At 73.6% G+C, this 21,646-nt stretch carries 23 protein-coding genes; 16 read left to right on the top strand and 7 right to left on the bottom strand.

Translation table 11 applies throughout. The annotated features are described in order from the left end of the window. Positions 1 to 239: 239 nt before the first annotated feature. Positions 240 to 2,447, bottom strand: coding sequence for an ATP-binding protein (locus ABT369_RS36895; protein ID WP_350619274.1), 2,208 nt, complete (start codon positions 2,445 to 2,447; stop codon positions 240 to 242). Positions 2,448 to 2,501: 54 nt separating this feature from the next. On the opposite strand from ABT369_RS36895, the gene ABT369_RS36890 reads away from it, so the two are divergent. From ABT369_RS36890 to ABT369_RS36875, 4 genes are all read left to right on the top strand, one after another. After that, positions 2,502 to 2,840: a hypothetical protein gene (locus ABT369_RS36890; protein ID WP_350619272.1), complete on the top strand. Its 339-nt coding sequence runs from the start codon at positions 2,502 to 2,504 to the stop codon at positions 2,838 to 2,840. A gap of 67 nt (positions 2,841 to 2,907) precedes the next feature. Then, positions 2,908 to 3,663: a PP2C family protein-serine/threonine phosphatase gene (locus ABT369_RS36885; RefSeq protein ID WP_350619270.1), complete on the top strand. Its 756-nt coding sequence runs from the start codon at positions 2,908 to 2,910 to the stop codon at positions 3,661 to 3,663. A 106-nt stretch (positions 3,664 to 3,769) separates the two neighbouring features. Next, complete coding sequence (locus ABT369_RS36880; protein WP_350619267.1) at positions 3,770 to 4,666, top strand: helix-turn-helix domain-containing protein; 897 nt, start codon at positions 3,770 to 3,772, stop codon at positions 4,664 to 4,666. Between the two features lie 101 nt (positions 4,667 to 4,767). Further along, positions 4,768 to 4,959, top strand: a complete 192-nt coding sequence (locus ABT369_RS36875; protein WP_350619265.1) for a DUF397 domain-containing protein — start codon at positions 4,768 to 4,770, stop codon at positions 4,957 to 4,959. A gap of 3 nt (positions 4,960 to 4,962) precedes the next feature. Here the strand turns inward: ABT369_RS36875 and ABT369_RS36870 are convergent, their stop codons facing one another. Then, the gene (locus ABT369_RS36870) at positions 4,963 to 5,535 is read right to left on the bottom strand and encodes a TetR/AcrR family transcriptional regulator (protein ID WP_350619263.1); all 573 of its coding nucleotides are present in this window, start codon (positions 5,533 to 5,535) and stop codon (positions 4,963 to 4,965) included. 90 nt (positions 5,536 to 5,625) lie between these two features. Between ABT369_RS36870 and ABT369_RS36865 the strand changes: the two genes are divergently transcribed. The 3 genes from ABT369_RS36865 (at position 5,626) to ABT369_RS36855 (ending at position 10,448) form a co-directional block, all read left to right on the top strand. Beyond that, the gene (locus ABT369_RS36865) at positions 5,626 to 6,810 is read left to right on the top strand and encodes an FAD-dependent monooxygenase (RefSeq protein WP_350619261.1); all 1,185 of its coding nucleotides are present in this window, start codon (positions 5,626 to 5,628) and stop codon (positions 6,808 to 6,810) included. A 132-nt stretch (positions 6,811 to 6,942) separates the two neighbouring features. Then, positions 6,943 to 9,285, top strand: coding sequence for an endopeptidase La (gene lon, locus ABT369_RS36860; protein ID WP_350619259.1), 2,343 nt, complete (start codon positions 6,943 to 6,945; stop codon positions 9,283 to 9,285). Positions 9,286 to 9,359: 74 nt separating this feature from the next. After that, complete coding sequence (locus ABT369_RS36855; RefSeq protein WP_350619257.1) at positions 9,360 to 10,448, top strand: DNA glycosylase AlkZ-like family protein; 1,089 nt, start codon at positions 9,360 to 9,362, stop codon at positions 10,446 to 10,448. Positions 10,449 to 10,468: 20 nt separating this feature from the next. Here the strand turns inward: ABT369_RS36855 and nth are convergent, their stop codons facing one another. The 3 genes from nth to ABT369_RS36840 form a co-directional block, all read right to left on the bottom strand. Beyond that, positions 10,469 to 11,167, bottom strand: a complete 699-nt coding sequence (gene nth / locus ABT369_RS36850; protein WP_350619255.1) for an endonuclease III — start codon at positions 11,165 to 11,167, stop codon at positions 10,469 to 10,471. 68 nt (positions 11,168 to 11,235) lie between these two features. Continuing rightward, on the bottom strand, positions 11,236 to 12,225 hold the full coding sequence (locus ABT369_RS36845) for a malate dehydrogenase (RefSeq protein ID WP_350619253.1): 990 nt from the start codon (positions 12,223 to 12,225) through the stop codon (positions 11,236 to 11,238). 70 nt (positions 12,226 to 12,295) lie between these two features. Further along, entirely contained in the window at positions 12,296 to 13,102 is an 807-nt protein-coding gene (locus ABT369_RS36840; RefSeq protein WP_350619251.1) for a methyltransferase domain-containing protein, read from the bottom strand. A 35-nt stretch (positions 13,103 to 13,137) separates the two neighbouring features. On the opposite strand from ABT369_RS36840, the gene ABT369_RS36835 reads away from it, so the two are divergent. Then, entirely contained in the window at positions 13,138 to 13,383 is a 246-nt protein-coding gene (locus ABT369_RS36835) for a hypothetical protein (protein WP_350619249.1), read from the top strand. A gap of 74 nt (positions 13,384 to 13,457) precedes the next feature. On the opposite strand, the gene ABT369_RS36830 is transcribed toward ABT369_RS36835, so the two are convergent. Next, positions 13,458 to 13,655 (bottom strand): hypothetical protein, encoded by a 198-nt coding sequence (locus tag ABT369_RS36830; RefSeq protein WP_350619247.1) that lies wholly within the window; start codon positions 13,653 to 13,655, stop codon positions 13,458 to 13,460. Positions 13,656 to 13,956: 301 nt separating this feature from the next. Next, positions 13,957 to 14,175, bottom strand: a complete 219-nt coding sequence (locus ABT369_RS36825; protein WP_350619245.1) for a hypothetical protein — start codon at positions 14,173 to 14,175, stop codon at positions 13,957 to 13,959. A gap of 282 nt (positions 14,176 to 14,457) precedes the next feature. On the opposite strand from ABT369_RS36825, the gene ABT369_RS36820 reads away from it, so the two are divergent. The 8 genes from ABT369_RS36820 to ppgK all read left to right on the top strand — a co-directional run bounded on the left by ABT369_RS36820 (position 14,458) and on the right by ppgK (position 21,615). Continuing rightward, positions 14,458 to 15,312 carry an STAS domain-containing protein gene (locus tag ABT369_RS36820; protein ID WP_350619243.1) on the top strand — a complete coding sequence of 285 codons (855 nt, stop codon included), beginning with the start codon at positions 14,458 to 14,460 and terminating at the stop codon, positions 15,310 to 15,312. Then, positions 15,312 to 15,713: an STAS domain-containing protein gene (locus ABT369_RS36815; RefSeq protein ID WP_350619241.1), complete on the top strand. Its 402-nt coding sequence runs from the start codon at positions 15,312 to 15,314 to the stop codon at positions 15,711 to 15,713. Before ABT369_RS36820 ends, ABT369_RS36815 begins: the two co-directional genes overlap by 1 nt. Next, positions 15,706 to 16,125: an anti-sigma regulatory factor gene (locus ABT369_RS36810; RefSeq protein ID WP_350619239.1), complete on the top strand. Its 420-nt coding sequence runs from the start codon at positions 15,706 to 15,708 to the stop codon at positions 16,123 to 16,125. The genes ABT369_RS36815 and ABT369_RS36810 overlap by 8 nt, the downstream gene beginning before the upstream one ends. After that, positions 16,122 to 17,165: an ATP-binding protein gene (locus tag ABT369_RS36805; protein WP_350619237.1), complete on the top strand. Its 1,044-nt coding sequence runs from the start codon at positions 16,122 to 16,124 to the stop codon at positions 17,163 to 17,165. Before ABT369_RS36810 ends, ABT369_RS36805 begins: the two co-directional genes overlap by 4 nt. Continuing rightward, positions 17,162 to 18,865 (top strand): ATP-binding response regulator, encoded by a 1,704-nt coding sequence (locus ABT369_RS36800; protein ID WP_350619235.1) that lies wholly within the window; start codon positions 17,162 to 17,164, stop codon positions 18,863 to 18,865. The genes ABT369_RS36805 and ABT369_RS36800 overlap by 4 nt, the downstream gene beginning before the upstream one ends. Continuing rightward, positions 18,862 to 20,439, top strand: coding sequence for a SpoIIE family protein phosphatase (locus ABT369_RS36795; RefSeq protein WP_350619233.1), 1,578 nt, complete (start codon positions 18,862 to 18,864; stop codon positions 20,437 to 20,439). The genes ABT369_RS36800 and ABT369_RS36795 overlap by 4 nt, the downstream gene beginning before the upstream one ends. A 65-nt stretch (positions 20,440 to 20,504) precedes the next feature. Then, positions 20,505 to 20,762 (top strand): metallothionein, encoded by a 258-nt coding sequence (locus tag ABT369_RS36790; protein ID WP_350619231.1) that lies wholly within the window; start codon positions 20,505 to 20,507, stop codon positions 20,760 to 20,762. Between the two features lie 91 nt (positions 20,763 to 20,853). Next, on the top strand, positions 20,854 to 21,615 hold the full coding sequence (ppgK, locus tag ABT369_RS36785; protein ID WP_350619229.1) for a polyphosphate--glucose phosphotransferase: 762 nt from the start codon (positions 20,854 to 20,856) through the stop codon (positions 21,613 to 21,615). The last annotated feature ends 31 nt before the right edge of the window (positions 21,616 to 21,646 follow it).

The raw sequence follows: 21,646 nt of genomic DNA, 5'->3' as shown, positions 1-21,646 counted from the left end.
GTCGGGACGCGGAGACTGGCCGCCTCGGAGATCCCAGTGGCGCGAGAGTCCGTGTCGGGACGCGGAGACTGGCCGCCTCGGAGATCCCAGTGGCGCGAGAGTCCGTGTCGGGACGCGGAGACTGGCCGCCTCGGAGATCCCAGTGGCGCGAGTCGGTGTCGGGCGCGTCTTCGTCTATGACTGCCCGGACGCGCGCGCCCGTCGATGGGGCAAGCAGAAACCTCAAAGAAAAGTCGGTGTTACGGCGCGGAAGCCGGTGCCGACGGCACGCCGCCGCCCAAGTCCGCGGCCTGAGCCGGCGCGACAGGACGTTCCACGTTGCGTGTCGCGGTCAGGGACAGCAGCTCGTCCACGCTCGTCCTGGTGCCGAAGCGGTACGCGCGCGCATAGTCCGCGGCCGGCAGCGCCGCCCGCAACGCCTCGTCCGTCGCCGCCCGCGCCGGTTGTTCGCAGCGGGGAGTGGGTGCCGCGATCTCCCGCCGGACCACGTCCGCCGCGCCGAGCAGAGCCGCCGCGTGGGCCGGGTCCGCGGCGCGGCGGCGGCATTCGGCCAAGGCCTCCAGGACGCTCGCCGTCCGCCAGCGATCGCCGACCCGGCGGTGGATGGCCAGGCTCGCGTGCAGGCGCTCGGCGGCCGGCGCCAGGCGGCCCTCGGCCAGGTCGACCCGCGCCAGCATGTCCTGGGCCCAGGCCACGCCCTCCGGGAAGGCGAGTTCGGTGAAGCGGTCCAGGGCATCGGCCAGGTGCCGGCGGGCCGTGTGCTGGTCGCCCCGGTAGTGGGCCACGGCGCCCAGGTGGGTGAGGGAGCTGGCGGCCGACTCGGCGTCGGCCAGGTCCCGGAACGCGGTCAGGCTCGCGGCCAGCAGGTCGGCGGCGGCGTCCAGGTCGCCCGCCAGCCAGGCCGTCGCGCCGGCCAGTTGGGTTGCCCGGCCCTCGCCCCAGGCGTCGCCGGACTCGCGGTACAGGCGGCGGGCCTCCTCCAGGTGGGCGCGGGACGAGTCGTAGCGGGCGCGCTCGCGTTCGACGCAGCCCAGCAGGGTCAGCAGGGGGCCGCGCGACTTCGGGTCGTCGTCCGGGGTGAGCGGGAGGGCCTGCTCGGCCAGGGCCGCGGCCGTCGGGTATTCGCACGCGAGCATCGCCAGGGTGGCCGCGGCCGAGGACGCGGCCAGGCGGGTGGGCGGCGGGGCCTGCGGGCGGCGGGTCAGGGCTTCGGCGAGCCAGTGGCGGCCCAGTGAGTACCCACCGATGAAATGCTGGAAGGGGGCCATTGCGGTGGCCATGCGCAGGTCGGCGTCGGCCCCGGGGCCGGGGCGCTCGGTCAGGCTCGTCAGGGCGGCTCGCAGGTTGTCCTGTTCGACGGTCAGCGTGCGCAGCCAGTCGCGCTGTTCGGGGCCGCGGATGCCGGCGGCGGCTCGTTCGGCGAGGTCCAGGTAGAACGCGGCGTGGGCGGCGCGGGCCCCTTCGGACTCGTCGGGGTGCTCGGCGAGGCGGGCGGCGGCGTACGCGGCGACCGTCTGCAGCATGTGGCCCCGCGGGCGGGCCGGTGCGGAGCCGGTCAGCAGGGAGCGTTCGGCGAGCGCGTCCAGCAGGCCGGGGCGGTACGCGGGCAGGGTCGCCACCGCGGCCTCCGTCCAGCCGCCCTGGAAGACGGCGAGCTGGCGCAGCAGGGCCTGCTTGTCCGGCGAGAGCAGCTGGTAGGACCAGTCCAGCGCGGCGCGCAGGGTGCGGTGGTGCTCGGGGCCGGGGGCCTTCGCGTCGGCCAGGACGCGGAAACGGTCGGCCAGCAGGCGGCGTACCTCCGGCACCGACAGCAGCGCCGCCCGCGCCGCGGCCAGCTCGACGGCGAGGGGGAGTCCGTCCAGGGCGGCGCAGATCGCGGCCGCCGCCTGGTGGTGCTCGGGCGGCAGCGGGCGCCCGGTGCGCTCGAACATGCGCGTGGCGAACAGGCGCAGTGCCGTGTCCGGGTCGAGGGGGTGCACGCCGAGGACCGTCTCGGCCGGCAGACCGAGCGGCTGCCGGCTGGTCGCCAGCACGCGCAGCAGCGGTCGTACCTCGAGCAGGTGCCCCGCGAACGCGGCGACCTCGGCGGCCGCGTGCTCACAGTTGTCCAGCAGGAGCACGAGCGGTACACCAGAAACGGAAGCGGCATCGAGGGCTTCCAGCAGCGTGTCGAAGCCGCTCAGGTCCGGGCGGCGGGCCACGCCGAGCGCGTCGAGCACGAAGCCGGCCGGGTCGCGGGTGTCCATCGTGGACAGGTCCACGAACCGCACCGGGCCGGGCGCGGCGGCCGCGACGGCGATCGCGATGCGGGTCTTGCCGCTGCCGGCCGGGCCGACGAGGGTCAGCAGGCGGCCGTCCTCGCCGAGGAGCCGGGCGGCGAGGCGCACCTCGGCATCCCGCCCCACCAGCGAGGTGAGCGGGGCCGGAAGGCTGGCCGCCGGATCCACCCGGAGACTGTAGCGTTGCGGGTATGAAGATCGCGATCGCTTCCTGAGGGCGCCGTGGCGTTTCTGGTGGAGATGCCCGACGGCGGGTACCTCGAGGTCGAGGAGCGGGCCGACGTCGCCCCTGAGGACGAGCGGGTCGTCGGGGTGCTCGGCGCCTCGCCGCTGGAGGGCACCGGGCTCATCACGTTCGGCGCCGTCGTGCGCACCGGGCTCAGCGAGTCGGAGCAGGACGACTTCGCCGACTGGCTGTACGACCGCGTCGTGATGTTCGCCGAGCTCGGCGGGGAGATCGACGGATGGTCACCGCGGGAGGACGGTACGTGGGAGATCCGCGCATTGTCCCCGCTGGACGCTCCTCCGGACGCGCTGCCCGGCAGCGACGAACGTCACTGATCCGCGCTGAACGGAGGATGAACACGGGGCCACCCGGACGGCGGGGCACCGATTACGCTGGCGGTCGATGGCGATGACGATCGAGGTCCAGGGCGCGGGGCGGCTGCTCAGCGTCGGGGCCGCCACCGACGTCGGCCGGCGGTATCCGGCCAACTTCGACGTCCTGCACGCCGCCGAGCTGCAGCGACGTCCGGGGTTGTGCGCGGTCGTCGCCGACGGGATGGGCGCCGGCGAGGGCAGCCGCACCGCCGGGCGGATGGCCGTCGACATCTTCACCGCGGCCGTGCAGCAGCACCGCGGCCCGTTCGAGCCGACGCCCCTGTTCGCCGCCATCGCCGACGCGCAGCGCCGCGTCCGCGCCGCGGGGCAGGAGCTGCGCGAGCTCACCGGGTGCACGCTCACCGCCCTGGTCGCCGACGCGACGGGCGCGTGGGTCACGCAGATCGGGGACAGCCGGGTGTACCGGCTGCGCGGCGGCCTGCTCGAACTGCTCACGGTCGATCACACCGCGGCGTGGCTCGGGGCCGTGCACGGCTGGTATCCGGCCGACTCCCCGCAGGCGGCCGCCGCGCGCTATCAGCTGCACCGGTTCATCGGCCACCCCGGGCTGCCCGAGCCCGACGTGCTGAGCGTGACCATGTTCCCCGGCGACGTGTACTGCCTGTGCACCGACGGGATCGCGGAGCAGGTGCCGTACCAGTTGATGGAACGCACTCTCGGCTCCGGGCAGTCCCCGGACGTGATGGCCTCGGCCCTGGTGGCCGCGTCCCTGGAGGCGGGTGGCCGCGACAACGCCACGGCGGTCGTGGTGAAGGTCGCCTGAGCCGTTCCCGGCCTCTCGCTTCCTCGCGGTGCGGCATGCGGCTAGAGTGGCGTGCGATGTTGATCTGCATATGGCGGATCGGATACAGCCACTCGGAGGGATCGCGATGTCCGACGGACCGGACCCGGCACTGGCGCGGCGGCGGCTGATGCTGACGCTGCGCGGCTTCCGCAGCGGCGCGGGCGCCACCCAGACCGAGGTCGCGGCCGACATGGAGTGGTCGCAGTCGAAGGTCGTGCGGGTCGAGAACGGCGAGGTCGGCATCTCGGCCACGGATCTGCGCGCGCTGCTGTCGTTCTACGGCGTCACCGACCACGACACCATCGACGAGCTGCTGGCGCTGGCCCGGGCCGCGCGCAAGCAGCCGTTCGCGCCGTTCGCCGACGTGCTGTCCGGCGACTTCAAGCGCTACCTGGGCTACGAGGCCGCGGCGCAGACGGTGTACCACTTCGAGCTCAGCGTCATCCCGGGCCTGCTGCAGACGGCGGCGTACACGCGCGCCGTCATCCAGATGTACAACCCGGACGAGCCGGAGCCGCGCCGCCGCAAGCGCGAGGAGCTCAAGGCCAAGCGCCAGGAGCTGCTCGACCGCGACGAGCGCCCCGAGCTGTGGTTCATCCTCGACGAGGGCGCGCTGCGGCGGCTGGTCGGCGCCGAGGCGGGGTCGCCCGCGCTCATGCTCGAGCAGCTCGACCACATCGTCGCGCTCGCCGAGCGCCCGCGCTGTCACGTGCAGGTCGTGCGCTTCGACGCCGGCGCGCACCCGGGCATGGCCGGGCCGTTCGCGGTGCTCGAGTTCGCGGACTCCTCCGACGAGCGGATCCTCTACCTCGAGAACGCCAACGGCGACGTGACCATCCGCGACGCGACCGAGCTCACGGCGCGGTACCTCGACGTGTTCCGCGAGCTGCAGGACCGGGCCACGCCGCCGGGCAAGCTCCGCGACGTGATGTCGGAGATCAAGGCCGCGCTCGTCGTGGACGCGGAGGCCGCGCGGCGCTGATCAGCCTTTCGGGCCACCCATTCCGGGTCCGCGCGCTTCTACGATGAAGACAAGCCATCGAGGGTGATCGTTGGATTCGTCGGACAGGCGGGGGGAACGTGATGCACGAGCGGGTGCGGAGCCGGGGCTGGAGGCGCAGTTCCGCCAGTATCAACGGCAACTGCGTCGAGTTCGCGCGGGACGGCCGGGAGGTGCTGGTGCGGGACTCGAAGGCGCCCGACGGGGCGGTGCTGCGCTTCTCGGGCGAGTCGTGGAGCCGGTTCGTGCGGGCCGTGGCCGGGGGCGGCCTGTAGGCGTCACAGGCTCCCGGCGACAATGCGCACCGCCGCCGACAGGTCCTGGGCGGTCGGGGCGTCGTCCTCGTCGATGAGGACCTGGGTCAGGACTCCGCTGATCAGGGCCTGGTAGAACGAGCCGACCTGGGCGGCCCGGGCCGGCTCGGCCTCGGGGTCGATGCCGTGGAACGCCTGCGCCCAGAGGCCGCGGGCGTCGCGCATGCCCTCGACGAGCAGCTGCCGGACCTCCTGCGACCGGTCCATCTCCAGGAACGCGTCGAACGTCGCCATCATCAGCGGGCGGTGCTGCTTGACGCTCTCGATCATGTACTCCCAGTACTGCTCGAAGCGCTCCGCCCCCGTGAGCCCGTCGGCGTCGGCCGACATCACCGCCTGGGCCAGCGACAGGCCCCAGTTCTCGACCGCCCGCTCGAGGGCGGCGGTCATCAGCTTCGCCATGCCGCCGTAGTGGTAGCCGATCGAGCCGAGGTTGGTCCCGGACGCCTCGACGACGTCGCGCGCGGTGGTCCGGGCGTAGCCCTTCTCGTAGATGCAGCGAACCGCGCCCTCGAGCAGGTCTTCGCGATGTCCCATGGTTCGCGATCATACTAGACGGTCGTGCTATACAACCGTAGTACACATCCGTTCTATACAAACGTGTAGAACGGGCGTATGGTTCTCCCCATGGACATCCTCATCTCGGGGGCCAGCGTCGCGGGGCCCGCCCTGGCGTTGTGCCTGCAGCGTTACGGGCATGACGTGACCGTCGTGGAGAAGGCGCCGGCGCTGCGGGGCGGCGGCTACGCCGTCGACTTCCGCGGACCCGTGCACCTGCGGACCCTGGCCCGCATGGGCCTGCGCGACGCCCTCGAGGCGCGCGCCACACACATGGGCGACATCGCGATCGTCGACGGCACCGGGGCGCGGGTCGCGGCGCTGCCCGCCGCGGTGTTCAGCGGCGACCTGGAGGTGCTGCGCGGCGATCTCGCCGAGGTGTTGTACGGCGCGACCCGCGACCGGGTGCGATACCGCTTCGGCGACCAGATCACCGCGATCGAGCAGGACGAGCACGGGGTCGAGGTGGCCTTCGGCGGCGGGGCGGCGGGGCGCTTCGACCTGGTGGTGGGGTGCGACGGGGTGCACTCCGGGGTGCGGCGGCTCGTGTTCGGCGACGATCCGGCGCACCGCCGGCCGCTCGGGGTCTACGGCGGCGTCTTCACCATGCCGGGCACGATGGGCCTGCGGCGCAGCGGGGTGATGTACAACGAGCCCGGCCGTGCGATCACGGTGACGTCGGCGCACGGCGGCGACCAGATCGTGTCGATGAGCTTCTACGAGCCCGGGCTCGAGTTCGACCACCGGGACGTGGACCAGCAGCGGCGGATCGTGGCCGAGCGGTTCGCCGGCGCCGGGTGGCGCACGGCGGAGCTGCTCGAGGCGATGGAGCGGGCCGAGGACTTCTGGTTCGACTCCACCACCCAGATCCACCTCGACCGCTGGTCGCGGGGGCGGGTCGTGCTGCTCGGCGACGCCGGATATGCGGGCGGGCCCGGGGGCAATGGCACCGGCCTGGCCGTCGTCGGGGCGCACGTACTCGCGGGCGAGCTGGACCGGGCGCGGGGCGAGCACCGGGTGGCGTTGGGCCGATACGAGGAGCTGATGCGGCCCTATGCGGCGACGTGCCAGCGGCAGGGCGGCGGGAGCCCCGACTTCCTGGTGCCGACGAGCTGGAAGAAGATCGCGCAGCGGAACCGGTTCTTCAAGACGTTGCGGTATGTCCCGGTGGCGCCCCGGCTCATCCGGCACTTCGCGACGAAGACGGCCACGGCGCTCGACCTGCCCGAATACGACCTGCCGGCGCTCGTCTGACCGGAACTCGGGCCGCCGGGCGGAGCCGGTCCGAGTGGCCTGGGTCACACGAAAGGTGCTCGTGGGAACAAGGGGCATCGTTTGTAACTTAAGCCTGACACGCTCAACCTACTGATGGCAGGTGTGTCTCTGATGGCAACGCTTCCTGTTCTTCCGCTCAACGACGACGTCCTGCTCCCTGGCATGGTCATCCCCGTGACGCTCGACGCCTCCACGCAGGCGGCCGTCGACGCGGCGCGGGCCGGCGGCGACCAGCGGGTGCTCGCGGTGCCGCGGGTGGACGGTGCATACGGTTCGCACGGCGTCATCGCCGTGCTCGAGAAGGTCGGGCGGTTGCCCAGCGGCGAGCCCGCGGCCGTGATCCGGGGCGTGGACCGCGCGCGGATCGGCGCGGGCGTGCCCGGGCCGGGGGCCGCGCTCTGGGTCGAGGCGACGCTCGTCAGCGAGCCGGCGCCGGCCGGGAAGGCGCGGGAGCTGGCCCGGGAATACAAGGCGCTGGTCATCGGCGTGCTGCAGGAGCGCGGCGCCTGGCAGGTCATCGACACCGTCGAGAAGCTCACGGACCTGTCCGAGCTCGCGGACTCCGCCGGCTACGCGCCGTGGCTGACGCTCGCGCAGAAGGTGCAGCTGCTGGAGGCGCCCGACGTCACCGCGCGGCTGGAGCTGCTGGTGGAGTGGGCCCGGGCGCACGCGGCCGAGCAGCAGGTCAACGAGAAGATCAACCACGACGTGCGCGAGGGGCTGGAGAAGACGCAGCGCGAGTTCCTCCTGCGCCAGCAGCTCGCCGCGATCCGCAAGGAGCTCGGCGAGGACGAGCCCGACGGCTCCGCCGACTACCGGGCCCGGGTCGAGGCCGCCGAGCTGCCCGAGAAGGTCAAGGAGGCCGCGCTGCGCGAGGTCGGCCGGCTCGAGCGCGCCAGCGACCAGTCGCCCGAGGCGGGCTGGATCCGCACCTGGCTCGACACGGTGCTGGAGATGCCGTGGAACGAGCGGACCGAGGACAACACCGACCTCGCCGCCGCGCGGGCGGTCCTCGACGCCGACCACGCCGGGCTGGCGGACGTGAAGGACCGGATCCTCGAATACCTCGCCGTGCGTAACCGGCGCGCCGAGAAGAACCTGCAGGTCGTCGGCGGCCGCGGCTCCGGCGCGGTGCTGGCCCTCGCGGGCCCTCCCGGGGTCGGCAAGACCAGCCTCGGCGAGTCCGTCGCCCGGGCGCTGGGCCGCAAGTTCGTGCGGGTGTCGCTCGGCGGCGTGCGGGACGAGGCCGAGATCCGCGGGCACCGGCGCACCTACGTCGGCGCGCTGCCGGGCCGCATCGTGCGAGCCCTGCGCGAGGCCGGCTCGATGAACCCGGTCGTGCTGCTCGACGAGGTCGACAAGCTGGCCGTCGGCTACGCCGGCGACCCGGCCGCGGCCCTGCTCGAGGTGCTCGACCCGGCGCAGAACCACACCTTCCGCGACCACTACCTCGAGGTCGACCTCGACCTGTCCGACGTGCTCTTCCTGGCCACCGCGAACGTGGTCGAGACCATCCCCGGCCCGCTGCTGGACCGCATGGAGCTGGTCTCCCTGGACGGGTACACCGAGCAGGAGAAGGTCGCCATCGCCCGGGACCACCTGCTGCCCCGGCAGCTGGAGCGGGCCGGGCTCGAGGCCGCCGACTTCACGATCACCGACGAGGCGCTCGGGCGCATCGCCGGCGAGCACACCCGCGAGGCCGGCGTCCGCCAGCTCGAGCGGGCGCTCGCGAAGATCCTGCGCAAGGTCGCCGTCGCGCTCGCGACCGACCCGGCGCCGGTGCGGGTGGGGGTCGACGAGGTCGCGACCTACCTGGGCCGGGCCCGGTTCACGCCCGAGTCCGCCGAGCGCACCGCCGTCCCCGGCGTGGCGACCGGCCTGGCGGTGACCGGGGCGGGCGGCGACGTGCTGTTCATCGAGGCGACCTCGATGGAGGGCGAGCCCGGCCTGACCCTGACCGGCCAGCTCGGCGACGTGATGAAGGAGTCGGCGCACATCGCGCTGTCCTACCTGCGCTCCAACGGCCGCCGGCTCGGCATCGACCCGAACCAGCTCGCCGGCAAGCGCATCCACCTGCACGTCCCGGCCGGCGCGGTGCCGAAGGACGGGCCGAGCGCGGGCATCACCATGGTCACGGCGCTGGCGTCGCTGGCCACGGGGCGGCCGGTGCGCCCGGAGTTCGGGATGACCGGCGAGGTCACGCTCGCGGGCCGGGTCCTGCCGATCGGCGGGGTGAAGCAGAAGCTGCTCGCCGCGCACCGGGCCGGGCTGACCGAGGTCATCATCCCGAAGCGCAACGAGCCCGACCTGGACGACCTGCCCGAGGAGGTGCGCGGCCAGCTGACCGTGCACGCCCTGGCCGACGTCGCCGACGTGCTGGCGCTGGCCCTGCGGCCGGCGGCCGAGGACAGCGACGGCCCGGCGGTCCCGGACTTCGTGCCCGCGGCCATCTGAGCGGCCAGCTGATCGGCCCGACGCGGCGCCGCGCCCGAGAGGGGTGCGGCGCCGCGTCGCGTACGGTGACGGGCGTGACGATCTCGCTGGCCTGGGACGCCGTGCTCATGTGGCGCAGCCGGCAGCAGTGGCTGCACCGCCCCGCCGAGGCCGCCGACCCCGTGGCCGTCGTCGAGCGGCTCGCCGGCGTCCAGGCGCAGGTCACGTCCGCGGCCGAGCAGGCCGTCGCCGCCCGCCAGCCGGAGCCCGGATCCGGGCCCGGCGGCGAGGACGTGCGGGCCGCGCTGCGCGAGCAGCGGCTCGTGAAGACGTGGGCGGCCCGGGGCACCCTGCACCTGCTCGAGGCGCGCCAGGCCCCCGCCCACCTGGCGCTCATCGGGGCCGCCCGGACCTGGGAGAAGGGCTCGTGGCAGAAGACCTTCGTGACCGTCGCCCAGATGGAGAAGCTGGCCGCCGCCGCGCACGAGGCACTGGACGGCCGGGTGCTCACCCGGGAGCAGCTCACCACCGCGGTCGTCGAGCACGCCGGCGCCCCGGACCTCGCCGAGCACCTCGCGTCCGGCTGGGGCACGGTCCTCAAGCCCCTCGCCTGGCAGGGCGTGCTCGTCCACGGCCCGAGCGCCGACGACCGGCGGGTCACCTTCACCCGGCCGGACACGTTCGTGCCGGGCTGGACCGGGCTGCCCGATCCGGCCGAGGCGGCCCGGGTCGTGATCCCGGCGTACCTGGGCGCCTACGGCCCCGCGTCGGCGGCGACCTTCGACCAGTGGCTGTGCCGCGGCGCGTCGCGCAAGGCGGCGCTGCGGCAGTGGTTCGCGGGCCTGCTGGCCGACGGCGTGCTCGCCGAGGTCGACGTCGAGGGGGAGCGGCTCTTCGCCCGGGCCGAGGACCTCGAGGCGCTGGAAGGCGCGCGGGACTTCGACGACGTACGCCTCCTGCCCGCCTTCGACCAGTTCGTCCTCGGCCCCGGCACCGCCGACGCCCGGGTGGTCCCGCCGGAGCACCGCGCGCAGGTGAGCCGGGCCGCGGGCTGGATCTCCCCGGTCGTCGCCTACCGCGGCCGGGTCGCGGGCGTCTGGGACGGCGCCGAGGTCACCCTGTTCGACGAGCGCGTGCCGCGGGCCGGCATCGAGGCCGAGCAGCGCCGCCTGAAGGTCATTTGAGCAACGTCATTTGAGCAGGGTCATTTGAGCAGGGCCCGGGCCTTCTCGGGGTCCTGCTCGCCCAGCGCCGCCGACGGGCACTCGCGGGCGAGCGGGCACGCCCCGCACGCGGGCTTGCGCGAGTGGCAGGTGCGCCGCCCGTGCAGGATCAGCAGCTGGTTGACCGTCACCCAGTCCTTCTTGTCGAACCGGGCCTGGATCGCCGCCTCGGCCGCGTCCACGTCCTTCTCGGGGCACCACCCGAGCCGGTGCGCCACCCGGCTCACGTGCGTGTCGACCGAGATCGCCGGCACCCCGAAGGCGTTGCCCAGCACCATGTTCGCGGTCTTGCGCCCGACCCACGGCAGCGCGACGAGCTCCTCCAGCGTCTCCGGGACCACGCCGTCGTGCCGCTCGACCAGGGTCGCGGCGAGCTTGATGACGTTGCGGGTCTTCTGCCGGTAGTACCCGACGGGGACGAGGATCTGCTCCATCTCCTCCTGCTCGGCGCCGGCCAGGTCGGCCGCGGCCGGGTACCGCTCGAACAGGGTGGGAGTGACGGCGTTGACGCGCTCGTCGAGGGTCTGCGCGGCCAGGGTGGCCGCGACCAGCAACTGCAGCGGCGAGGCGAAGTCGAGCTCGAGCCGGTGGTCCGGGTAGCGGGCGAGCAGCAGCTTGAGGATGCGCCGCGCGCGCCGGGTCTCCGCGATCGGCAGGGCCGTCGGCGCCGGGGAAGTCACCGTGGAAGCCTACTGCGCGTACGACAGTGGGGACGGCCCCGAAGGACCGTCCCCACTCGAAGATGTACTCAGATGAGGCCGAGGCGCTCGACGGCCTGGCGCTCCTCGTCCAGCTCCGCCACCGACGCGTCGATGCGGGCGCGGGAGAAGGCGTCGATCTCCAGGCCCTGCACGATCTCCCACTTGCCGCCGGCCGAGGTGACCGGGAAGGAGGAGATGAGGCCGGCGGGCACGCCGTAGGAACCGTCGGAGACGATGGCGGCCGAGGTCCAGTCGCCCTCGGGGGTGCCGTTCACCCAGTCGTAGACGTGGTCGATCGCGGCCGAGGCGGCGGAGGCGGCCGAGGACGCGCCGCGGACCTCGATGATCTCGGCGCCGCGCTTGGCCACCCGCGGGATGAACTCGTTCTCGAGCCACTGCTGGTCGCCGACGGTCTCGGCGGCGTTGCGGCCGGAGACCTCGGCGTGCACCAGGTCCGGGTACTGCGTCGCGGAGTGGTTGCCCCAGATGGTGACCTTGCGGATCTCGGTGACCGGCACCGACAGCTTGCGAGCCAGCTGGGAGATCGCCCGGTTGTGGTCGAGGCGGGTCATCGCGGTGAAGCGCTCGGCCGGCACGTCCGGGGCGTGGCGCTGGGCGATGAGGGCGTTGGTGTTGGCCGGGTTGCCCACGACGAGGACCTTGATGTCGTCGGCGGCGCCGGCGTTGATCGCCTCGCCCTGCGGCTTGAAGATGCCGCCGTTGGCCTCGAGCAGATCGCCGCGCTCCATGCCCTTCGTGCGCGGGCGGGCGCCGACGAGCAGGGCCACGCTGGCGCCGGAGAAGGCGCCCTTCGGGTCGTCGAACACGTCGACGCCGGCGAGCAGCGGGAACGCGCCGTCCTCCAGCTCCAGGGCCGTGCCCTCGGCGGCGCGTACGGCCTGCGGGATCTCCAGCAGACGCAGCTTGACGCGGGTGTTCGCGCCGAGCAGCTGCCCGGAGGCGATGCGGAACAACAGCGCGTAGCCGATCTGGCCGGCCGCACCGGTCACGGTGACGTTGACGGGCGAATCGCTCATGAGAAGTCTCCTGGCAGCAACGGCGGGTGTGCTTCTGTGCCCAAACTATCCCCGCCGCCGAATCGAGCGTTCACCTTCCGTCCACTCCGTGTGGCTTACGGCACTCGATCAGGTACCGCGTCGTCGTCGCCGCGAAGGAGCCCTCGCGTCCGATCAGCTCGTGCATGGCCGCCAAGCGGCGGCGGTACCGCGCGATCGTGAAACCGGGCACGATCCAGATCACCTTGCGCAGGTACACCGCGACCGCCGCGACATCGAGGAACTCCAGGCGCAGCGTCGCCGTGCGCACGTCCACGACCTCGAGCCCCGCCGCCTCGGCGCCGGCCCGGGCCCGCTCGACGCTGCGCCCGTTGCCGACCGGCTGCGGGCCCATCATGAAGTCGGTGAGCGCGGCCGCGGTGCCGACCCCGACGTGCTGGGCGAAGTACGTGCCGCCGGGCGCGAGCACCCGTCCGAGCTCGGCCCAGCCCACGACGGTCGGGTGCCGGCTGCTCACCAGGTCGAACGCGCCGGCCGGGAAGGGCAGGGCCGCGTCGTCGGCGACCTGCTCGACGGCCGCGCCGAACGGGGCCAGCGCGGCGCGGGCCAGGGCGGCGTTGGGCGCCCACGACTCGGTGGCGGCCACCGTGGCGGGGCCGGCCCCGGCGGCGAACGCGGCGCCGAGCGCTCCGGCGAAGACCTCCCCGCCGCCGGTCTGCACGTCCAGGGCCGCGGTCGCGGTGCGCAGGCGCTCCCCGAGGCGCCGCGCGTAGCCCCACGGCGGCCGCTCCTCGGTGGCGCGCCCGTCGAACCAGGCGAAGTCCCACCCGTCGACCGGCGCCGCCTCGGCCTCGTCGAGCAGGTTGTCGAGGCTGGTCATGTTGTCCGGGCTGGTCATGGTTGCACCCTCCGTTGCCGGGGCATCACCCAGGCATGACGATCATTGCGCAGAACGCCCCGCTGTGGCTGGCGACCACGGCGGAGAACGAGATCCAGGCCGGCCGGGTGATCGGCTGGCAGACCGAGCACGTGCAGCCGGTGCCGCTGGTGGCGTGGACGGACGAGACCGGCCAGCTGCACCGGGTCGGGCACCCCGTCACCCCGGTGGTGTGGCTGGGCGACACCCGCGGCGAGGCGATCGAGTCTGCCCAGCGCGAGGCGCGCCTCGCAACGCTATAAAGCCGTGCGGCTGCGCACGGCGAGCTTGGCCAGGATGTGCTCGACGACCGTCTGCGGGGTGATCTCGCGGTTGGTCAGCAGCCGTGCCACCTGCAGCTCTCGCGCCGACAGCGGCGCGCCGGCGGCCTCGACGCGCCCGGGCCGCGGCGCGCATCGGCCCCGGCCTGGCCGCCCTCCACGCGCGGGTGCTGCTCGCGGGCGAGCATGGAGTTCGCGGTCGTGACGCGCTCGGTGCGCTCCCCGTAGGCGATCCCGGCCCGCAGCCAGTGCACGGCGAGGTCATATTCCACCAAAACCGAGGCGCTGGAGCCGAGCATGCGCAGCCGCGCGCCGCCTCGGCCTCCCGCCCACCGCGCTCGGCGGCCCGGGTCGCGTCGCCGAGCGCCTGCCAGCCCTCGGCCATGCGGCCGCCGAGGAGGAGCAGCACGCCGAGCGTCGCCCTGTCTAGCCGCAGGCGCAGGGCGTCCTCGAGGCGGCGGCCATCGCCTCCACCAGCGCGGCCTGGTCGGCCGGGCCGGCGTCGTCCAGCGCGGCCCGCAGGGTGGCGATCCGCTCGGGCAGGGCGGGCGCCCATCAGATGCCGGGCCGCGACCAGGGCCGGGCCGCCTCGGCGAGGGCCTGCCCGGCGCAGCAGCGCCGAGGGCCTGCCCGGTCGTCGTCGGCCGCCGCGAGGGAGGTCCCGAGCCTGGCGAGCAGGTCGGCCCGCGACGCGTCCGGCGTGTCCGGCGCCCGGTCAGGGCCGAATCGTAGGTCGGTGTGCCGTTGCGGGACCTCGGCTCGAGGTCTGACCACCTAGGTTCCTAGGATGCTCTACGAAGTGTGACCCGGTGGCGCGGAAACGTCGGCAGGACCATGCCGCCGGGGAGTAGGAGCCCATGCAGAGCTACCGCGATGTCCGCCGTGGTCCGGACCGTTACTCCCGTGGCCTCACCCTCCGCGGGTGGTTGCGGTCGTGGCCGACCCGCCCGGGTCCGAAAGGTTGTCGCGTGGCAAACAGGTGTCCGCGTTCGCCCGGGTGAGCGGCGGGCGGTACCGTCCTTTCCGAATCACGAAACGTGTAGAGGGAGTGGACGGGTGAAGGTGAACGCCGAGGCCAGGCAGCGGCTCAGTGTGCTCCTGCGGTCGCACGAGGACGAGATCGTGCGGCGCTGGACGGAGATCGCCGCCCGTACGCTGCGGGGCCGGCTCACCGACGCCGAGTTGCAGCGGCAGGTCCGCGAGGTGTACGCGGCGCTGCTGGGCATGCTCGAGGGAACCGGCGACGGCGAGCTGACCGGGGCCGGGAGCGGGGAGTTCCGCGGGGCGCTCGTGGACCTCTCGCGGTCGTGGGCGCGGCAGGGCTTCACGCCGACCGAGACGGCGAACCTGGTGTTCACGGTCAAGGAGGTCATGCTCGGGCTGTCCGAGTCCGCCGACGCCGACCAGGTGCCGGCCGACTTCCTCGTGCTGTCGCGGCTCGTCGACGAGATGGGCCTGTTCACGTTCGAGACCTACGCGAAGGCCCGCGAGGAGATCATCGCCGACCAGACCGAGCAGCTGCTGGAGCTGTCCACGCCGGTGGTGAAGCTGTGGGACGGCGTGGTGGCGGTGCCGCTGGTCGGCACGCTGGACTCGGCCCGGGCCCAGGTGGTGATGGAGAAGTTGCTGCAGACGCTCGTCGACACCGGCTCCGCCTACGCGATCGTCGACATCACCGGCGTGCCGGCCGTCGACACCCAGGTGGCGCAGCACATCCTCAAGACCGTGGTGGCCGCGCGGCTCATGGGCGCGGAGTGCATCATCTCGGGCATCCGGCCCCAGATCGCCCAGACGGTCGTCGCGCTGGGCATCGAGTTCGGCGACATCGCCACCAAGGCCACGCTCGCCGACGCGCTCATGCACGCGCTGCGGGCCAGCGGCGTCGAGTTCGCCAAGCGCAAGGCGATCTGATGGACCGCGTTCCCGTTCTGAAGATCGGCGACATCCTGCTCGTGTCGATCCAGATCGACCTCGACGACCAGACCGCCATGCAGCTGCAGGAGGACCTGTCCGACCGGATCGTGGAGACGGGGGCGCACGGGGTGGTCATCGACATCTCGGCGCTGGAGATCGTCGACTCGTTCATCGGCCGGATGCTGTCCACGATCGCGGCGGTGTCCCGGGTCCTCGACGCCGAGACCGTGGTCGTCGGGATGCGTCCCGCGGTGGCGATCACGCTGGTGGAGCTGGGCCTGTCGCTCAACGGGGTCCGGACCGCGCTCAACGTCGACAAGGCGCTGGAGATCCTCGCCGCGTCGAAGCACATCCACGGCGTCGGCGTGCTGACGGCGGTCGAGGACGACGGTGCCTGACTTCGCCCCCGGTCAGGAGCCGCAGCGGCTGGACATCGGCGACGACAAGGACGTCGTGCGGGTCCGGCAGGCGGTGCGCGTCGCCGCGGTGGAGGCGAAGCTGCCGCTGGTGGACCAGACGAAGCTGGTGACCGCGGCCAGCGAGCTGGCCCGCAACACGCTCATCCACGGCGGCGGGGGATACGCGATGATCGCCGGGGTGCACAACGGCCGGCGGGCCGGGGTGCGGGCCGAGTTCGTGGACTCCGGGCCCGGCATCGCGGATCTCGGGCTGGCGTTCACGGACGGGTACACCACGGGCACCGGCATGGGGCTGGGCCTTTCGGGGTCACGGCGCCTGGTGGACGAGTTCGAGATCGACTCGACGCCGGGCGGCGGCACGCGCATCGCGGTGACGAAGTGGGCCCGGTGACGACCGTCGCGGCACCGCCGACGATCGAGGAGCTGGGCTGGGTCGCCGTCGACGAACCCGGGGCGGCCGGGGTCGCCCGCCGGGTCGCGACCGACTGCGCGCAGCGGCTCGGCTTCGGCGAGCAGCGGGCCGGTGAGGTGGCGATCGTCGCCGCCGAGCTGGCCTCGAACCTGCACCGGCACGCCGACGGCGGTGCGCTGTCGGTGCGCTGCCTGCGCCGCGGGGAGATCGGCGGCATCGAGCTCGTCGCGGTCGACTCGGGGCCGGGGATGCGGGACCTGCCGTTCAGCTCGGTGGACGGGCATTCGACGGCCGGGACGCTCGGCATCGGCCTCGGCGCCGTCCAGCGGCTCTCGGACTCGGCGAGCGGCTACTCGCTGCCGGGCAAGGGCACGGTCCTGGCGGCGCAGCTGTGGCCGGGGGAGAAGCGGCGGGCGGTGCACTCGCCGGTCGCGGGGCTGTCGCGGCCGATCACCGGCGAGAAGGTGTGCGGGGACCGGTACGCGGCCCGGGCAACCGGTGACGGGGGGCTGCTGGTGCTGATCGCCGACGGGCTCGGGCACGGCGCGCTGGCGGCGGCGGCCTCGGCGGCGGTCGCCGACGGGTTCCTGGGTTCGTCGCTGGAGGCGCCGGCGGCGATCGTGGAGCACCTGCACCGCACGGTGTCGCACACCCGCGGGGCGGCGGTGTCGGTGGCGCGGATCGCGGGCGGGTCGGTGGTGTTCGCGGGGCTGGGCAACGTCGCGGGGACGATCGCGTTTCCCAATGGGGACCGGCGGGGCATGGTGAGCATGCCCGGCATCGTCGGGCATCAGTCGCGGAGTGTCCGCGAGTTCACCTATGAGCTGCCGCCGGAGGGGGTCGTGGTGCTGCACTCCGACGGCGTCTCCGACCGGTGGAGCCTGCGTGACTACCCGGGCCTGTCGCGGCACGAGCCGCTGCTGGTGGCGGCGACGCTGCTGCGCGACGCCGGGGTGCGCCGGGACGACGCATGCGTGGCCGTGGCCGTGGCCGGCGGGGCGGCCGGTGAGCCGGCGTGACCGGCGACGGTGCGCCGATCCTGCGCATGGTGCTCGCGGGTGAGCACGACGTGTTCGTGCTGCGCCAGCGGGGCCGGGAGGTGGCCGCCGCGCTGGGCCTGGAGCATCAGGACCAGGTTCGGGTGGCGACCGCAATGAGCGAGATCGGCCGGGAGGCGCTCGGCGCCGAGGTGACGTTCGCGGCGGCCTCCGAACCCCGCCCCCACCTGGTCATTGTTGTGTCATCGGCGGCCGTGGGTAACCAGGCTCTCGAGGGAGTCCGGGCGGCCGGGCGGCTGATGGATGAGGTGCGGGTGGAGGACGAGCGGATCGTGCTGACGCGGCGGCTGCCCGCGCAGGTCGACCCGGAGCGGATCGAACAGGCGCGCAACGACCTGGCCCGCAGCACGCCGACGACGGCGCTGGACGAGCTGAGCGTGCAGAACCGGCAGCTGGTCACGGCGCTGGAGGAGGTCCAGGCCCACCGCGACGAGCTGCTGCATCTCAACGCGGAGCTGGAGGAGACGAACAGGGGCGTCATGGCCCTGTACACCCAGCTGTCGGAGGAGCTCGAGCAGACCAACCAGGGCGTGGTGGCGCTGTACGCGGAGCTGGACGAGCGCTCGGCGCAGCTGCGGGAGGCCAACGAGGCCAAGAGCCGGTTCCTGGCCAACGTGTCGCACGAGCTGCGGGCGCCGGTGACGGCGATCATCGGGCTGACGCGGCTGCTGCTGGACCCGCGCTCGGAGCCGCTGACGTCGGAGCAGACGCATCAGCTGGGGCTGGTGCAGGGTTCGGCGGCGGATCTGCTGGCGCGGGTCAACGACCTGCTGGACCTGGCCAAGGCGGAGTCGGGGCGGATCGAGCCGAACTGGGGGCCGATCGACCTGGTGGCGGTGTTCGGGCAGCTGCGCGGGACGCTGCGGCCCCTGGCGCGGCCGGAGGTGCAGCTGGACGTCGACGAGCCGCCGGCGGCCGGGCTGATCTGCGACGAGCTGCTGCTGACGCAGATCCTGCGCAACCTGCTCACCAACGCGCTGAAGTTCACCGACCGGGGGACGGTCGGGATGGGGGCGTGGGTCGACGCGGACCGGTTGCTCATCGCGGTCACCGACACCGGTATCGGGATTCCGTTCGCGGAGCAGGCGCGGGTGTTCGAGGAGTTCCATCAGGTGCGCGGGGCGCGGCAGGCGGGCGGGACGGGGCTCGGGCTGCCGTACGCGCGGCGCCTGGCGGCGCTGCTGGGCGGGGCTTTGACGATGGTGAGCGAGCCGGGGGAGGGCAGCACGTTCACGCTGTCGCTGCCGCTGCGCCCGGCACTGCCCGAGGACGCGCAGGACGAGGGGCCGCTGCCGCAGGTGGAGCGGGCGCTGGTGGTCGACGACGACCCGGCGGCCCGGCACCTGCTGCGCCAGCTGCTGGCCGGGATCGCCGACGAGGTCTACGAGGCCGCCGACGTGCGGTCGGGTCTGGCGATCGCGGTGCGGGAGCGCCCGTCGGTGATCTTCCTGGATCTGCGGATGCCGGGTGGTGACGGCACGGTGCTGCTGGCCGATCTGGCGGCGCTGCCGGACGTGGCCGGCATTCCGGTGTTCGTGGTGACCGCGGCCGACGTGTCCGACTTCGCACCGCAGGAGCTGGCCCACGCGCGCTCGGTGCTGGCCAAGGAGCAGCTGACCCGCCGCGCGGTCGTCGACCTCGTCGCGGGGCTGCGCCCGTGAACCCGGAGCAGGCCGCCGACATTCTCGTCGTCGACGACAGCCCGTCGAAGCGGTACGTGATCACCAGCTGGCTGCGGCGGGAGGGGCATCGGGTGACCGAGGCCGCGACCGGCGAGGAGGCGCTGGCGCTGCTGCACGGCGGGGGAGCGGCGGTCGAGCTGGTGGTGCTCGACGTGCGGCTGCCGGACATCGACGGGTTCGAGGTGGCGGAGCGGATCAAGGACGATGCGCGCACGGCGGCGGTGCCGGTGATCCACATCTCGGCGACCGCGGTGCACGCGGTGGACCGGACCCAGGGGCTGATGCGGGGCGCGGACGCGTATCTGGCCGAGCCGATCGACCCCGACGAGCTGCTGGCGACGGTGGGGGCGTTGCTGCGGTACTCCCGCGCCCGCCACCGCGCCGAGCGTCTCGCCGGGCGGCTGACCCGCCTGGTGGAGACGACGGCGGCGATCAACGCGGCCACGAGCCTGCCGGAGCTGCTGCGGCTGGCGGCGGTCGGGGCGTCGCGGGTCTTCGGCGGGGCGGCGGCGGTCGCTGCGGCGTCGCCCGAGACCGGGGCCCTCGCGGTGCAAGTGGACGCGGCCGGGGCGGTGCCGGTGGTGCGGGGCGCGTACCGGGAGCACTTCGAGGCCGACCCGCTGGAGGGTGCGCCGGGCGCGGCGCTGTTCGGGCAGGACGGCGGCCCGTGGTGGGACGGGCCGGTGTTCCGGGTCGTGGCCCGGGCCAAGGCGGGGCGGGAGCCGCTGCACATCGCGGTGCCGGCCGGTGGGTTCACCGACGACGACCACGACGTGCTGCGCCAGCTCGGGCAGGCGATCGCGCTGGCGGTGGAGGCGTTGCGCTCCTACGACGAGGAGCGGCGCACGGCGCTGACGCTGCAGCAGAGCATGCTGCCGGCGTCGCTGCCGCCGGTGCCGGGCTATGACGTCGCGGTGCGGTACCGGCCGGCGAGCGACCACGCGTACGTGGGTGGCGATTTCTACGAGATCGTGGTGGTGGAGGGGCACATCGTCGCGGCGATCGGCGATGTGGCGGGGCATTCGCTGCGGGCGGCGACGATCATGGCGGAGGTGCGGCACGCGCTGCGGGCGTATCTCGCCGAGGATCACGCGCCGGGGCTGACGCTGGAGCGGCTGAACCGGATGATGCTGCGGTTCCTGCCGGAGGAGATCGTGACGATGTGCCTGCTGCGCATCGAGCTCGCGTCCGGGGAGATCCGGCTGGCCAACGCCGGGCATCCGCCGCCGCTGCGGGTGGCCGCGGGGCGGGCGACGCCGGTGGAGGGCCGGGTGGCGCTGCTGGGCGTGCCGACGGTGCACGACGCGGAGACGGTGTTCACGCTCGATCCGGGTGAGTCGCTGGTGATGGTGACGGACGGGCTGATCGAGCGGCGGGGCGAGACGTTCAACGAGGGGCTGGAGCGGCTGCAGCTGGCGCTGGCGGCGGGTCTGGGCGCCGACGGCGGCGACGGCGACCTCGAGGCGGTCTGCGACGCGCTGCTGCTGGGCCTCGGCGACGAGTCCGACGACGACCAGGCGATGCTGGTGATCCGCCGGGGGATTTCCGCCTGATTCGGTTGCGGCGGGCGGTTGCGGCGGTGACGCTGGCCGTGACGACTTGCGACGGGGGGATTGACATGGCGGTCTGTGTGACGTGCGGCAACGACTACTACATGACGTTCGAGGTGCGGACGACCGGCGGCGGGACGTACACGTTCGACTCGTTCGAGTGCGCGATCCAGAAGCTGGCGCCGGTGTGTGAGCACTGCGGGACGCGGATCGTCGGGCACGGCGCGGAGGTGTCCGGGAAGTTCTACTGCTGCGCGCACTGTGCGCGTTCCGCCGACGCGGCCGGTTTCGAGGTGCGCGACGCGGTGGGGGCCTACCCGGGGTGAGCCCGTTCCCCGGTGATCTCTGCCCTCGCGCGACATGATTGGGTAACCCGCAGGCAATGTGCGGAGCCCTCGTGCGCGTGAAGGAGCAGCTGTGGTCGTCCTGGGAATCGACATCGGCGGATCGGGCATCAAGGGGGCTCCGGTCGACCTGGCCACCGGGGCGTTCACGAGCGACCGGGTCCGGATCGAGACGCCGCAGCCGGCCGACGTGCCCAGCGTGGTGAAGACGGTCGCGGCGGTGGCGGGCTCGTTCGAGGCCGCGCAGAGCATCGGGATCACGTTCCCGGCGGTCGTGCAGCACGGGGTGACCAAGACGGCGGCGAACGTGGACCAGTCGTGGGTCGACGCGCCCGCCGAGCAGCTGTTCTCGGAGGCGCTGGGCCGGCCCGTGACGGTGCTCAACGACGCCGACGCGGCCGGGGTGGCCGAGCTGGAGTTCGGCGCGGGCCGCGGCGTGCCCGGTCTGGTCGTGATGGTCACGTTCGGCACCGGGATCGGCACGGCGCTGTTCATCGACGGCACCCTGGTGCCGAACACGGAGTTCGGGCACCTGCAGATGAGCGGGCTGCACCTGCACGGCGGGGATGCGGAGGACTACGCGTCGGACCGCATCCGCGAGCAGGAGAATCTCGGCTGGCCGGAGTTCGCCGAGCGGGTGCAGACGTACCTGCGGCACCTGCACGCGCTGCTGTGGCCGGATCTGATCATCGTGGGCGGCGGGGTGAGCAAGAAGGCCGAGAAGTGGCTGCACCTGGTCGACGTGCCGACGCGGGTGGTGCCGGCGGCGCTGCAGAACAACGCGGGCATCGCGGGCGCGGCGCTGCTGGCGGCCCGTAACGCCGGCGTCGCCTGATCTTCGACTCGTCGGACGGCCCCTCGGAGGT

The sequence above is a fragment of the Dactylosporangium sp. NPDC000244 genome (genome assembly GCF_040300725.1).
GTDB lineage: Bacteria > Actinomycetota > Actinomycetes > Mycobacteriales > Micromonosporaceae > Dactylosporangium.
Note: the sequence above shows the minus strand (reverse complement) of the source record. Positions and strands in the feature narration are given on the sequence as shown.

Excerpts from the sequence above, each read along its gene's own strand:
- ABT369_RS36885 (WP_350619270.1), top strand. The coding sequence starts at position 2,908 with ATGGCGATGACGATCGAGGTCCAGGGCGCGGGGCGGCTGCTCAGCGTC.
- ABT369_RS36880 (WP_350619267.1), top strand. The coding sequence starts at position 3,770 with ATGTCCGACGGACCGGACCCGGCACTGGCGCGGCGGCGGCTGATGCTG.
- ABT369_RS36875 (WP_350619265.1), top strand. The coding sequence starts at position 4,768 with ATGCACGAGCGGGTGCGGAGCCGGGGCTGGAGGCGCAGTTCCGCCAGT.
- ABT369_RS36870 (WP_350619263.1), bottom strand. The coding sequence starts at position 5,535 with ATGGGACATCGCGAAGACCTGCTCGAGGGCGCGGTTCGCTGCATCTAC.
- ABT369_RS36865 (WP_350619261.1), top strand. The coding sequence starts at position 5,626 with ATGGACATCCTCATCTCGGGGGCCAGCGTCGCGGGGCCCGCCCTGGCG.
- lon (WP_350619259.1), top strand. The coding sequence starts at position 6,943 with ATGGCAACGCTTCCTGTTCTTCCGCTCAACGACGACGTCCTGCTCCCT.
- ABT369_RS36845 (WP_350619253.1), bottom strand. The coding sequence starts at position 12,225 with ATGAGCGATTCGCCCGTCAACGTCACCGTGACCGGTGCGGCCGGCCAG.
- ABT369_RS36840 (WP_350619251.1), bottom strand. The coding sequence starts at position 13,102 with ATGACCAGCCCGGACAACATGACCAGCCTCGACAACCTGCTCGACGAG.
- ABT369_RS36835 (WP_350619249.1), top strand. The coding sequence starts at position 13,138 with ATGACGATCATTGCGCAGAACGCCCCGCTGTGGCTGGCGACCACGGCG.
- ABT369_RS36815 (WP_350619241.1), top strand. The coding sequence starts at position 15,312 with ATGGACCGCGTTCCCGTTCTGAAGATCGGCGACATCCTGCTCGTGTCG.
- ABT369_RS36790 (WP_350619231.1), top strand. The coding sequence starts at position 20,505 with ATGGCGGTCTGTGTGACGTGCGGCAACGACTACTACATGACGTTCGAG.